The sequence below is a fragment of the Polaribacter sp. Asnod6-C07 genome, from assembly GCF_045063625.1.
Taxonomy (GTDB): Bacteria; Bacteroidota; Bacteroidia; order Flavobacteriales; family Flavobacteriaceae; genus Polaribacter; species Polaribacter vadi_A.
This window is the reverse complement of sequence record NZ_JBEFOF010000005.1, coordinates 3,815,627-3,829,107: the sequence shown is the minus strand read 5'-3', so window position 1 is coordinate 3,829,107 and position 13,481 is coordinate 3,815,627. Positions and strand designations below refer to the sequence as shown.

Sequence of the window (13,481 nt, the reverse complement as noted above, 5' to 3'; positions counted from 1 at the left end):
CTTAATGAATACTAACTCTTTTATCTACACTCCAAGCTTCAGGTTTGGCATTAAAATAACCTTTAGTTTGTTTCCAAGTGGCTTTAAAAAAATCAGAATTTCTATAATTTTCTAAATCACTTTCATTTTCCCAATAAGAGTATGTAAAAAATATTTCAGGATTGTTTTTATCTTGATATAGTTCTAGCAACTTACATCCATCAGAATTTCTTATTGTAGCTTTTTTTTCATCAAACATTTCCTGAAATTCAGCAATATATTTAGAGTGTAAACTCATTTTTACAATTCTAACAAACATAAATAATTAAGATAAAGACGAGTATTCTGGTTTAGATTCTGTGAAAAAATCAATAATAATTGGATCTCTATATTCTAAACCTAATAGAGTAGAAGCACCACCAACTGTTTTTAAATTACTTCTATAAATGGCAATTTCTAGAAAATCTGCAGAGTTAAAAAGGGCAAGTTTATTGCCATCAAACTGTCTTGAGTCTTTAGAATTATCGCCAGTAATTTCGTTATATTTATTATAGATTTTGGTAAATGAATAACGAGATGCATTAATTTTAAAATCTCGTCCTTTACCAATATCGCTAAACATTTTTTTACTGATGTTGGTTATTAAATTTCCATAATTATCAATATATAAAACTCCACCAATAATTTGATTTTTTGCTTGATTTACTTTTGGCTGAATTTCAACTAACTTTTTAAAATCGTGAATTTCTCTACCAATAACCGTTAAATTACCACCTCTGGCAATAAAACAAGCAACTTTTACAAACACATCTAAAACAGGAAAACTACTTTCAATTCTATCGTGAATATTAATTTCTACAATTTTTGTAGGATTAATTTCTGATGCAATCATTGAGATTAACCCATTATCAGGACACACAAAAAAATGATCGTCTAAAGACATTGCAATATGCTTATTATCTTTACTCAACTCAGAATCTACACCAATAATATGTATAGTGCCTTTAGGAAAGCTTTTGTAAGAATTTTTTAAAATATACGCAGTTTCTGTAATGTTAAATGGAGATATTTCATGTGTAATATCTACAATTCTAGCATCTGCTAATTCTGAGTAAATAGCCCCTTTTACAGCACCTACAAAGTGATCTTTAGTTCCAAAATCTGTTGTTAAAGTAATTAAAGACATTGCTATCTACTGTTAATTAATTGTGTAAAAGTTGTTAACTATTTTAAGCAAATCTAATCATTTTAGTAGTTTTAATTACTACTTTTAGTTGAAATAAAATTGTAACAAACTATAAAATATAATCATTTGAACGAACGCATTATAGAGTTAACGGAAATTAACCCAAAAGATTTCTTTGGTACACAGAATAGTACAATAGAGCAATTAAAAAGATACTTCCCGAAAATTAAAATTGTTGCTCGCGGATCTAAACTTAAAATTTATGGAGAAGCAGATATTTTAGATGAATTTGAAACACGATTAGAACGTTTAATTAAATATTTTAATCGCTACAACAAGTTGGATGAAAATAGCATTGAGCGTATTTTAACATCTACAGGAAACGAAGAAAAAACAACTGCAGCAAGAAACGCAAAAGATATTTTAGTGCATGGTGTTAGTGGTAAATTAATTAAACCACAAACAGAAAATCAGCGAAAAATGGTATCATTAATGGAAAAAAATGATATGCTTTTTGCTGTTGGTCCTGCAGGTACAGGTAAAACGTATACTGCTGTTGCATTGGCTGTTAAAGCGTTAAAAGAAAAAGATGTTAGACGAATAATTTTAACTAGACCTGCTGTAGAGTCAGGAGAAAATTTAGGTTTTTTACCTGGAGATTTAAAAGACAAACTTGATCCTTATATGCAGCCTTTGTATGATGCTTTGCGAGATATGATTCCGCATGAAAAATTAGAATCGCATTTAGAAAAAGGAGTTATTCAAATTGCACCTTTGGCATTTATGAGAGGTAGAACTTTAGATAGTGCATTTGTTATTTTAGATGAAGCTCAGAACACAACCCATAATCAAATGAAGATGTTTTTAACAAGAATGGGTAAAAGTGCTAAGTTTATTATTACTGGAGATCCAGGGCAAATAGATTTACCAAGAAAACAAGTTTCTGGTTTAAAAGAATCTCTTTTAGCGTTAAAAAATATTGAGGGAATAGGTCAAGTTTTTCTTGATGATAAAGATGTAGTAAGACACAGACTGGTTAAGAAAATAATTACAGCATATAAAAGCATAGAAACTGAATGATTAAGATAGAAAAAGAGAAATTAGGCTTACAAGACTACTTTTATATTGGATATTTATATCTAATTATTTTAGGCATTGTAAGCGATGCCATTTTTTATGGAATTTTTGGGGTTTCATATTTAAACTATACCACAATTTTAGATGCTTTAATTTCTCCTATCAGCTTGTTAACCAATAACTGGAAAATATCACTCTTTTTAGGTTTTATGTTTTGGTTAATGTATTTGTACTTTACAAAATGGATGTTTAGTTTTTACGCTTATTTAAGAGAAAAAAAGTGGTACAGAAAAATGTACAACATAGAAAAATGGGATAAAAAGTACGAGTTATTAAAAGAGAAGAAAAATATAATTCCTGGTATGATGTTTATTTTCTTTTTATTATTTATTTCCATGAGAACTGGTATGGGAATAGGAATGAAACATAAATATACCAATAAAGAAATTATACCTAATTACACTTTAATTTTTAAAGATAACACTAGATTAGATGTTCGTAAAATAGGTCAAAATTCTGCTTATTTTTTCTATTTTATTCCTGGTGAAAAAGTAATTACAGCAACACCAATTACTGATAATTTAAAGCAAATAAAAGTATTACAAAAGAAAAAAGAATAAGTTAAGAAAAGCTTATTTTTGCAGCAACAACAACATAACTAAAATAATGAATACCATAAACGAAACCAATTTTAAGTTTCCAAAACAAAAGTCTGTTTATAAAGGCAAAGTAAGAGAAGTTTATAATATAAATAATGAACTTTTAGTAATGATTGCTTCTGACAGGCTTTCTGCTTTCGATGTAATTTTACCACGTCAAATACCTTTTAAAGGGCAAATTTTAAATCAGATTGCAACCAAAATGATGAATGAGACAGCAGACATTGTTCCTAATTGGTTAATAGCAAATCCAGATGAAAATGTGGCAGTTGGTCATTTGTGCGAACCTTTTAAAGTAGAAATGGTAATTAGAGGTTATCTTTCTGGTCATGCTGCACGTGAATATAAATTGGGTAAAAGACAATTGTGTGGAGTAGCAATGGCAGAAGGTTTAAAAGAGAATGATAAATTTCCAGAACCTTTAATTACGCCATCAACTAAGGCAGATAATGGTGAACATGATGAAGATATTTCTAGAGAAGACATTTTAGCAAAAGGTATTGTTTCTGAAGAAGATTACATCATTTTAGAAAATTATACAAAAGCTTTATTTAAAAGAGGTACAGAAATCGCTGCAAAAAGAGGTTTAATTTTAGTTGATACTAAATATGAATTTGGTAAAACAAAAGATGGTAAAATTGTTTTGATTGATGAAATTCATACTCCAGATTCTTCTCGTTATTTTTATGCTGATGGTTACCAAGAAAGACAAGATAATAACGAATCTCAAAAACAATTATCGAAAGAATTTGTTCGTCAATGGTTGATAGAAAATGGTTTTCAAGGAAAAGAAAATCAGCAAATACCAGAAATGTCTGATGAAAAAATCATCGAAATTTCGAACAGATACATAGAATTGTACGAACAAATTACTGGAGAAACTTTTGTAAAAGCATCAACAGAAAATGTGTTGGATAGAATTGAGCAAAATGTACAAGGATTTTTAACAAAATAAAATGGATTTTTATTGGTTTATTGCTGTATTGATTGTCTTTCATCTTGTTAGGTATTATTTATTTAATAGTAATTCAGAAAAAGATGATAAAGAAGCAGACGAACTTTTAGAAAAAAATAGAAAAGAAGAGTTAAAAAAATTATTTACAGATAGAGAATTAAGAACTAATCTAGAAGAGTTTAATGAATCTGAATTTTGGGAACTAGTTGAAAAATTAAAATTTAAAAGTGATAATAATTACAAAAATTTTAATGGCTTATTAAGGGATAATATTATTTCAATGAGTACAGATAAAATTGTTCAATTAGATAATCTTGTAGAAAGATTATTTATAGAAAGATATAGCTATGATATACTTTATACTTCCTATATTATTTTAAAACGAGGTGATATTGATGGAATGATGTTTTTAATGAATCTATTTCTATTTAAAGGCGAAGTGTTTTTTAAAAATGCTTGTATAAATACAAATTTATGTACAGGTAAAAATTTTGAATTTTTTGGTGATGATAGATTAATATTTGATTTAACAGGTGAAGCTTATGCAATTAAAGAAAATAAGTTTATTCCTTATACAAAACAAAAAGATATAGTCTTAAAAGGAGAAGCAATAGAAGAAAATGAAATACCTAGAAAATATTCAGAATTATGGAATGAATTTTTTTAATAGTACAATAAAACCAAACAACAAATGATTATAGAACCAAGAACAAGAGGATTTATTTGTTTAACTTCACATCCAACTGGTTGTGAGCAAAACGTAATCAATCAAATAGAATATGTAAAATCCAAAGGCAAAATTGAAGGTGCTAAAAAAGTGTTAGTTATTGGTGCATCAACAGGTTTTGGATTAGCATCTAGAATTACAAGTGCATTTGGTTCAGATGCAGCAACCATAGGTGTTTTTTTCGATAAACCAGCAACAGAAGGCAGACCAGGTTCTCCTGGTTATTACAATACTGCAGCTTTTGAAAAACACGCTCATAAAGCAGGTTTGTATGCAAAAAGTATAAACGGAGATGCTTTTTCTAATGAGATAAAAGAGCAAGTTGTAAACCTAATTAAAGAAGATTTAGGTCAGGTAGATTTGGTAATTTACAGTTTAGCATCACCAGTAAGAAAACACCCAAATACAGGTAAAAGATTTAAATCAGTTTTAAAACCAATTGGCGAAGTTTTTACTAATAAAACAGTAGATTTTCATACAGGTAATGTATCAGAAATATCAATAAATCCTGCTGAAGGAGATGATATTGCAAATACAGTTACAGTAATGGGTGGTGAAGATTGGAAAATGTGGATGGATGCTTTACAAGCAGAAAACCTACTTTCTGAAGGCGCAACAACTGTGGCTTATTCTTATATTGGCCCAGAAGTTACAAAACCAGTTTACAGAAATGGAACAATTGGTGCAGCAAAAGACGATTTAGAAAAAACAGCTTTTGAAATTACTAATGATTTAAAATCGATTAACGTTAATGCTTACGTTTCTGTAAATAAAGCATTAGTAACTCAAGCTAGTTCTGCAATTCCTGTAATTCCTCTATATATTTCGTTATTGTTTAAAGTGATGAAAGAAAAAGGAATTCACGAAGGTTGTATTGAGCAAATAGAACGTTTGTATAGTGAGCGTTTATTTGGTGGTGACTTATCTTTAGATGATAAAGGTAGAATTAGAATTGATGATTGGGAAATGCGCGAAGATGTACAAGCAGAAATTGCTGAACTTTGGCAAAAAGCAACTACAGAAAATTTATCAGAATTAGGAGATTTAGAAGGTTACAGTAATGAATTTTTTAACCTATTTGGTTTTAAAGTTGATGGTGTAGATTATAATGCTGATGTTAACGAGGTTGTAAAAATACCTAGTGAACAATAAAATATTTTCCTGCAAGGTTTTCAAAACCTTGCAGGTATTTCCTTTTTTCATCTTAAACTTATTATAATAAGTTAAACAAAATTATATTTGAAAGCAGTAACCATTAAACAACTTAAAGACGAATTATCTCATAAATCTGCTGATGAGTTAAAAGAGTTGTGTTTGCATTTATCAAGATTTAAGAAAGAAAATAAAGAGTTGTTAACTTATTTATTATTCGAATCTCATAATGAAGAAGGTTATATTCAATCGATTAAAGATCAAATGGATGAGCAGTTTTCTGATATAAATACCAAAAGTTATTTTTACATCAGAAAAAGTGTTCGTAAAATTTTATCGCTTACCAAAAAGTTTATCAGATATTCTAAAAAGAAAGAAACAGAAACTGAATTGCTTTTGTATTTCTGCAAGAAATTAAAAGAAATGAAACCTTCTATAAACAGAAGTCAGCGTTTGCAAAATGTTTTTGATGCACAAGTAAGAATGATAAAAAAAGCGATTGAAAAATTACACGAAGATTTGCAATATGATTATCAACTGGAATTAGATGAATTGTTAGATAGATGAAAAAAGAAAGACCAATTTTATCGGATTTAGTTAGTGAAAGTACTACAGAAACAGAAGCTTTTCAAAACACGGTTTTAAGACCAATTATTAAAATGCAACACACTTTGTTAATTGCGTTTTTTAAAACGTATTTAATAAAAAGAAAAGTTGATTTTTCAATTTTATCAGAACAAAAGAAAAGAGGAAAAATAAAATCTGTTTTAGAAAAAGATTTACAATTTAAGAATCAAATTTTAGGTACAATTTTAGGCCATTTTTCTATGGATGAATATGAAATTTATCAAAACAATTCATCCGAATTTAATAGAAGAATTAAACAAATCATCATAAAAAGACTACAAGATTCTATTGATGAAATACAATAAAAAAACCGTTACTAAGTAAGTAACGGTTTTTTATTAATTATTATTTTTTTTCAGAAAGTAATTTCTTTTGATATCTGCCTTGTACAACATCTACAATAATTAAAATAGCCAACACAAAGTAGAACGTTGTTTTACTCATTGGTACAATTTCGTTTCCAAAAAGTTTTAAATGTGCTAAATGGCCACCTTCTGTAACTAGCATAATTCCAACAATAAATAATATAAACAAACCTAAAACCTCATACATTCTATTTTTAGATAAAAAAGTAGAAATTCTATCAGCCATAATAAGCATTAATAAACCACTTATTACAATAGCAATAGCCATTACTATAAAAGCGGTTGTAGGGTTTTCAATTTCGCTGGTTAAACCAATTGCAGCTAAAATTGAGTCGAAAGAGAAAACTAAATTCATAATTACTATACTAGTAATTACTGCATTTGCAGATTTAGATTTTTTTTCAGTAGCCATATCATCAACCTCTAAACCTTTGGTAGAAATCATATGCCAAATTTCTTTAATGGCTGTATAAATAATAAAACCACCACCTAAAAGAACAATAATACTGTGACCATTAAATGCAAAATGGATAATATCTTCAATTTCACCTGATAAAAAAGAAAAAGGTTCTTGAAAAAAGTCGATAATAGAAACAAGTACAAATAACAAAACAATTCTAAGAACAATGGCAATTAAAATTCCTGTTTTTCTAACTTTTTTTTGATCTGCTTCTGGTGCTTTTTTAGATTCTAAAGAAATGTACAATAAATTGTCGAATCCTAAAACGGCTTGTAAAAGCACTAACATTAATAAGGTAAAAATAATTCCTAACATTTTTATTTTTTTTGGATGAGGTTCAAATATATTTTTATTGATTTAATTATACAATGGAAACCAATTTTATTTATCAAAAAAGATATTTAAATAAAATTCTAAGACTTACAAAGGCAATCAAAATAGCGGTTGCCTTTTTTAGTTGAATAGGCGTAAAATAATTATTGCTCATTCTACTACCAATTTGACCGCCAATAAAAACGGTAATTAATAAAACAGAAGTTAACTGCCAATCAATTATAAAATCGGGGTTTGAATATTGGCCCAATAAACCAGCTATTGAGTTTACTAAAATAAAAATACTAGCAGTTGCTGCAATTTTTTTAGGAGTATCCCAATTTGTTAAATGTAAAAGAGGCGCTAAAAAAATTCCACCTCCAATACCAACCATTCCAGAAATAAAACCAATAATTCCACCAAAACTCGCATTTTTAATTGAGTTTGATGTTGATTTTTGTTTATCCGAAGTAAGAATTTTTTTAGAAATCCACATGGTAATTGCAGCAAAGAGCAAGGTGAATCCTAAAAGAATAAAAAATAAATTTTGATTGATTTTTAATTTCCCACCTAAAAATGCAAGCGGAATACTTAATAAAACAAGCGGTATTATTTTTTTCCAATTAATTTTTCTTTGTTGATAGAATAACAAAACATTGCTAGATACCACAACAATATTACATAAAAGAGCAGTTGCTCTAATTTGTGTAAAAACGATGCTTGTTAAGGCTAAAATAGCTAAATAACTAGATCCACCACCAAAACCGACTGAAGAATAGAGCAGTGCAACTAAAAAAAAAAGTACAATAATATACCAGTATTGTACAAAGACATCAAAAATCAATAAAAAACTAATTATATTTATAATCTTCAATATAAAATAAAAAAAGTAGATATTTAAAAATAAATTAATAATTTAACCTTAATTAGAAGTAATGAATAAACTAAAAGAGAAAAAATATTGGAAAAAGAATTTAAAATATTTAACGATACTTTTAAGCATTTGGTTTTTTGTTTCATTCGTGTTCGGAATTTTATTGGTTGATCAATTAAATAATTTAAGAATGGGTGGCTTTAAATTGGGTTTTTGGTTTGCGCAACAGGGATCAATTTATGTGTTTGTAATACTCATTTTTGTTTATATAAAATTGATGAATAAGTTGGATAAAGAATTTGGTTTTAACGAAAAATAAAATTTAAAATTATGAGTATTCAAGTTTGGACATGGATTTTAGTAGGAATCACTTTTACACTATATATAGGTATTGCAATTTGGACAAGAGCAGGATCTACAAAAGAATTTTATGTTGCTGGTGGTGGTGTTTCTCCATTAGCAAACGGTTTAGCAACAGCAGCAGACTGGATGTCTGCAGCTTCCTTTATTTCTATGGCAGGTTTAATATCCTTTAATGGTTATGATGGCTCTGTTTATTTAATGGGTTGGACAGGAGGTTATGTTTTATTAGCACTTTTACTAGCACCTTATTTAAGAAAGTTTGGCAAATTTACAGTGCCAGATTTTATTGGAGACAGATATTATTCTAATGTAGCAAGAAGTGTAGCTGTTTTTTGTGCGCTTTTAGTTTCATTTACATATGTAGCTGGTCAAATGAGAGGAGTAGGCCTGGTTTTTTCTCGTTTTTTAGAGGTTGATATCAATACAGGTGTAATTATTGGGATGATAATCGTTTTGTTCTATGCAGTTTTAGGGGGTATGAAAGGAATTACATACACGCAAGTTGCACAATATTGTGTGTTAATTTTTGCATTTATGGTGCCAGCAATTTTTATATCAATTCAAATGACTGGTAATCCAATTCCGCAGTTAGGTTTTGGTGGTGCAGATGAAAATGGAGTTTATTTGTTAGATAAATTAGATGGTTTGCATAGAGAATTAGGCTTTGCAGCATATACTTCAGGAAGTAAATCTACTTTAGATGTTTTCTTAATTACAGGAGCTTTAATGTTTGGTACAGCAGGTTTGCCACACGTAATTGTTCGTTTCTTTACAGTTAAAAAAGTGGCTGACGCTCGTAAATCAGCAGGTTGGGCATTGTTATTAATTGCAATTCTATATACAACAGCACCAGCAATTTCTGTGTTTTCCAGAACAAATTTAATTGAAACTGTAAGTAATAAAGAATATGAAAAAATGCCAGAATGGTTTGGAAACTGGGAAAAAACAGGATTAATACAATTTGATGATAAAAATAATGATGGTTTAGTTCAGTATTTGGCAGATGCTAAAAAAAATGAATTAATTGTTGATAAAGACATTATGGTTTTAGCAAATCCAGAAATTGCAGGTTTACCAAACTGGGTAATAGCTTTAGTTGCAGCAGGAGCTTTAGCAGCTGCATTATCTACAGCAGCAGGTTTGTTATTGGTGATTTCTGCATCAGTTTCTCATGATTTAATTAAGAAAATGATTAACCCAAACATTACAGAAAAGGGTGAGTTAATTGCAGCAAGATTATCTGCAGTAGTTGCTGTTTGTGTTGCAGGGTATTTTGGAATCAATCCACCAGATTTTGTGGCAGCAACAGTGGCTTTGGCTTTTGGTTTGGCAGCTGCTTCTTTTTTTCCAGCAATAATTTTGGGTATTTTTGATAAAAGAATGAATAAGGAAGGCGCAATTTTAGGAATGATAATAGGAATTTTACTGATGCTTTTCTATATGCTAAAATTTAAATTCGATTGGTTTGGAGGAGGAACAAAAGAAGATTGGTGGTTTGGAATATCGCCTGAAGGATTTGGAACAGTTGCAATGGCAATTAATTTTATAATTTCGATTATTGTTTCTAGATTTACAGTAGCACCTCCAAAAGATGTACAAGAGATTGTAGAAAATATTAGAATACCAAGTGGAGCAGGAGAAGCACATAATCACTAAAACTATAAACTAAGTAATGAGTAATTATCACATAAAACATTTAGAAGAATATTATCAAGTATATAGAAAATCTGTTAGAGAACCTGAAAATTTTTGGGAAGAAATAGCAGAAGAACATTTTTTATGGCGTAAAAAATGGGATAAAGTTTTAGAATGGGATTTTACAAAACCTGAAGTAAAATGGTTTGAAGGAGCACAATTAAACATTACAGAAAACTGTATTGATAGGCATTTGGCAACAAGAGCCAATAAAACAGCTATTTTATTCGAGCCTAATAATCCTGATGAAAAAGCGCAACATATTACTTATAAACAATTACATCAAAGAGTAAATCAGTTTGCGAATGTTTTAAAAGAAAACGGAATTCAAAAAGGAGATCGAGTTTGTATTTATGTACCAATGATTCCTGAATTGGCAATTGCAACTTTAGCTTGTGCAAGAATTGGAGCCATACATTCAGTGGTTTTTGCAGGGTTTTCAGCATCAGCTTTAGCAACAAGAATTAATGATGCAGATTGTAAAATGGTAATAACAGCAGATGGTTCTTTCAGAGGTTCTAAAACAATCGATTTAAAAGGAATTGTAGATGATGCTCTAGAAAACTGTACTTGTGTAGAAAATGTTTTGGTTGCAAAAAGAATTAATTCAGATATTGTAATGAAAGAAGGTAGAGACCAATGGTTACAACCTTTATTAGATAATGCTTCTATAGAGTGTGAAGCAGAAACTATGAATGCAGAAGATCCTTTATTTATTTTATATACTTCTGGTTCTACAGGAATGCCAAAAGGAATGGTACATACAACTGCAGGTTATATGGTTTACGCTGCTTATACTTTTAAAAATGCGTTTCAATACAAAGAAAATGATGTGTACTGGTGTACAGCAGATATTGGTTGGATTACTGGTCATTCTTACATTGTATATGGTCCTTTAGCAAATGGAGCCACAACAGTAATGTTTGAAGGTGTACCAAGTTATCCAGATTTTGGTAGATTTTGGCAAATTGTAGAAAAACATAAAGTCAATCAATTTTATACAGCACCAACAGCCATTAGAGCATTAGCAAAACACGGAACAGAATTGGTTGATAAATACGATTTATCATCCTTAAAAGTATTAGGTTCTGTAGGTGAACCTATTAATGAAGAAGCTTGGCATTGGTATAATGATAATGTTGGTAAAAAGAAAAGTCCGATTATTGATACTTGGTGGCAAACAGAAACTGGTGGAATGATGATTACTCCAATTCCTTATGTAACACCAACAAAACCAACGTATGCAACCTTACCTTTTATCGGAATTCAACCAGCTTTAATGGATGAAAATGGACAAGAATTAAAAGGAAATCAAGTAGAAGGTAGATTGTGTATAAAACATCCTTGGCCAAGTATTGCTAGAACCATTTGGGGCAATCATCAACGTTATAAAGAAACCTATTTTTCAGCTTTCGAGAATAAATATTTTACAGGAGATGGAGCTTTACGAGACGAGGTTGGCTATTACAGAATTACAGGTAGAGTAGATGATGTAATTATAGTTTCTGGTCATAATTTAGGTACAGCACCAATAGAAGATGCAATTAATGAGCATCCTGCAGTAGCAGAATCTGCTATCGTTGGTTTTCCACACGATATTAAAGGGAGTGCATTATATGGTTATGTAATTTTAAAAGACACAGGAGAAAGCAGAAATCACGATAATTTACGCAAAGAAATCAATCAAGCCATTTCAGAAAAAATTGGTCCAATAGCCAAACTAGATAAAATTCAATTTTCAGAAGGATTGCCAAAAACACGATCAGGAAAAATTATGCGTCGTATTTTACGTAAAATAGCTTCTGATGATATGAATAATTTAGGAGACACAAGTACATTGTTAAATCCAGAAGTTGTACAAAGCATTATAGACAATCGATTATAATAGTTACCTGCAAGGTTTCTAAAACCTTGTAGAGTTTTGGTAATTAAAGATAAATTCTATTTTAGGGCGTGTTTTTGTGAAAAACAAAAACTGCGCTATCCACTATATCTTTTTGCTGAAAAAGCAAAAAGGATGTCGTTTCTATCGCTCACGCAAGCAAGTCTATCTAATAAGTCAAAAGATTTAAACTTTTAGTTTTTTTAACAATTAAAAGTTTTTTTGAACTAGAAATTTTAGAAACTATATGTAGCATTTAAATTGATTATCGATATTAACCTGTATTTTTGAGCTAATGGTTAAAGTTATGGAAGCAATAAATGAAATTTAAAATAATATTTTTTGTACTATATTTTTTTTGTTTAAATGTAGTTTTTTCTCAAACCCAAGGTAGAAAAATAACTTTTAGACAAGATACTGATTCTGAAAAGGCTATATTTAATAAACTAGATATAGAACAAGCCAAATATAGAGCTAAATATAAAATTAAGGAAATTACTCATTTTAAAATACAGAATAACCAACAATTAGAATCTTCAGATAACAAACAGGTACAATGCAGACATTCTTTTAATAAAAAAGGTAGACTAATTTCTATAAAATTTTATCAAACAGATTCAGATACTACTAATTTTTTTTATAGAAAATCTTCTTACAAAATTGGGCAATTAAGAAGTTTTTCAAAATTTGAATACGATACAAAAGACAATTTAATTAAAGAAAAGAATTATGCAGGTGATGGAAGTTTAATAAAAACAATTGAAAAAAAGAAACCATTACAATTCAAAAAGAAACTAAAATTGGATTCACTTAAAATTACTTATTATTCAAGTTTATTAGATCAAATACGTTATTACTCTTTTATCAAAAACAAATTTAAGCGCGATAAATCTAAAAGAATAAAAACTTGGATAGCTAACAGTAAAAGTAATCATCAGAAAATAAAATATTTTTATTTTTATGATGAGGTAGGGTTTACACGAAAAGAAATACATTATAATACTTTAAATAAAATATCTTATTCTATAATTAAGAATTATAATAATAAAGGTTTTGAAACAAAATCAAAAAGGTATTTAAAACATAATATTATCGATACTATAACAGAAACAGAATATAAATATTACCAATAAAATTAGTATATCAGACCTGTCAGTTTTCTAAAACC

The 13,481-nt window shown here is 29.0% G+C and carries 15 protein-coding genes; 11 read left to right on the top strand and 4 right to left on the bottom strand.

Annotated features, from left to right (window positions below):
* Position 1: 1 nt before the first annotated feature.
* Both ACJJVK_RS16710 and ACJJVK_RS16705 read right to left on the bottom strand, forming a co-directional pair.
* A complete protein-coding gene (locus ACJJVK_RS16710; protein ID WP_215995167.1) occupies positions 2–298 on the bottom strand; it encodes a putative quinol monooxygenase in 297 nt (98 codons plus the stop codon).
* Between the two features lie 6 nt (positions 299–304).
* A complete protein-coding gene (locus ACJJVK_RS16705; protein ID WP_405568140.1) occupies positions 305–1,165 on the bottom strand; it encodes an S-adenosyl-l-methionine hydroxide adenosyltransferase family protein in 861 nt (286 codons plus the stop codon).
* A gap of 126 nt (positions 1,166–1,291) precedes the next feature.
* Between ACJJVK_RS16705 and ACJJVK_RS16700 the strand changes: the two genes are divergently transcribed.
* The 7 genes from ACJJVK_RS16700 (at position 1,292) to ACJJVK_RS16670 (ending at position 6,667) form a co-directional block, all read left to right on the top strand.
* On the top strand, positions 1,292–2,245 hold the full coding sequence (locus ACJJVK_RS16700; protein WP_215995165.1) for a PhoH family protein: 954 nt from the start codon (positions 1,292–1,294) through the stop codon (positions 2,243–2,245).
* A complete protein-coding gene (locus tag ACJJVK_RS16695; protein ID WP_405568137.1) occupies positions 2,242–2,862 on the top strand; it encodes a hypothetical protein in 621 nt (206 codons plus the stop codon). The genes ACJJVK_RS16700 and ACJJVK_RS16695 overlap by 4 nt, the downstream gene beginning before the upstream one ends.
* A gap of 46 nt (positions 2,863–2,908) precedes the next feature.
* Entirely contained in the window at positions 2,909–3,856 is a 948-nt protein-coding gene (locus tag ACJJVK_RS16690; RefSeq protein WP_405568136.1) for a phosphoribosylaminoimidazolesuccinocarboxamide synthase, read from the top strand.
* A gap of 1 nt (position 3,857) precedes the next feature.
* Positions 3,858–4,523: a hypothetical protein gene (locus ACJJVK_RS16685; RefSeq protein WP_405568133.1), complete on the top strand. Its 666-nt coding sequence runs from the start codon at positions 3,858–3,860 to the stop codon at positions 4,521–4,523.
* A gap of 24 nt (positions 4,524–4,547) precedes the next feature.
* The gene (gene fabV / locus ACJJVK_RS16680) at positions 4,548–5,735 is read left to right on the top strand and encodes an enoyl-ACP reductase FabV (protein ID WP_405568130.1); all 1,188 of its coding nucleotides are present in this window, start codon (positions 4,548–4,550) and stop codon (positions 5,733–5,735) included.
* Between the two features lie 87 nt (positions 5,736–5,822).
* Positions 5,823–6,302, top strand: coding sequence for a hypothetical protein (locus ACJJVK_RS16675; protein WP_215995161.1), 480 nt, complete (start codon positions 5,823–5,825; stop codon positions 6,300–6,302).
* Complete coding sequence (locus tag ACJJVK_RS16670; protein ID WP_405568127.1) at positions 6,299–6,667, top strand: glyoxalase; 369 nt, start codon at positions 6,299–6,301, stop codon at positions 6,665–6,667. Before ACJJVK_RS16675 ends, ACJJVK_RS16670 begins: the two co-directional genes overlap by 4 nt.
* Before the next feature lie 40 nt (positions 6,668–6,707).
* Here the strand turns inward: ACJJVK_RS16670 and ACJJVK_RS16665 are convergent, their stop codons facing one another.
* Entirely contained in the window at positions 6,708–7,502 is a 795-nt protein-coding gene (locus ACJJVK_RS16665) for a TerC family protein (RefSeq protein WP_215995159.1), read from the bottom strand.
* A gap of 73 nt (positions 7,503–7,575) precedes the next feature.
* Positions 7,576–8,343, bottom strand: a complete 768-nt coding sequence (locus tag ACJJVK_RS16660; RefSeq protein ID WP_405568125.1) for a sulfite exporter TauE/SafE family protein — start codon at positions 8,341–8,343, stop codon at positions 7,576–7,578.
* A 91-nt stretch (positions 8,344–8,434) separates the two neighbouring features.
* On the opposite strand from ACJJVK_RS16660, the gene ACJJVK_RS16655 reads away from it, so the two are divergent.
* From ACJJVK_RS16655 to ACJJVK_RS16640, 4 genes are all read left to right on the top strand, one after another.
* Positions 8,435–8,692: a DUF4212 domain-containing protein gene (locus tag ACJJVK_RS16655; RefSeq protein WP_215995158.1), complete on the top strand. Its 258-nt coding sequence runs from the start codon at positions 8,435–8,437 to the stop codon at positions 8,690–8,692.
* Between the two features lie 11 nt (positions 8,693–8,703).
* Positions 8,704–10,392, top strand: a complete 1,689-nt coding sequence (locus tag ACJJVK_RS16650) for a sodium:solute symporter family protein (protein WP_405568122.1) — start codon at positions 8,704–8,706, stop codon at positions 10,390–10,392.
* Positions 10,393–10,408: 16 nt separating this feature from the next.
* A complete protein-coding gene (acs, locus tag ACJJVK_RS16645) occupies positions 10,409–12,316 on the top strand; it encodes an acetate--CoA ligase (RefSeq protein WP_405568120.1) in 1,908 nt (635 codons plus the stop codon).
* Positions 12,317–12,633: 317 nt separating this feature from the next.
* Entirely contained in the window at positions 12,634–13,446 is an 813-nt protein-coding gene (locus ACJJVK_RS16640; RefSeq protein ID WP_405568117.1) for a hypothetical protein, read from the top strand.
* Positions 13,447–13,481 lie beyond the last annotated feature (35 nt).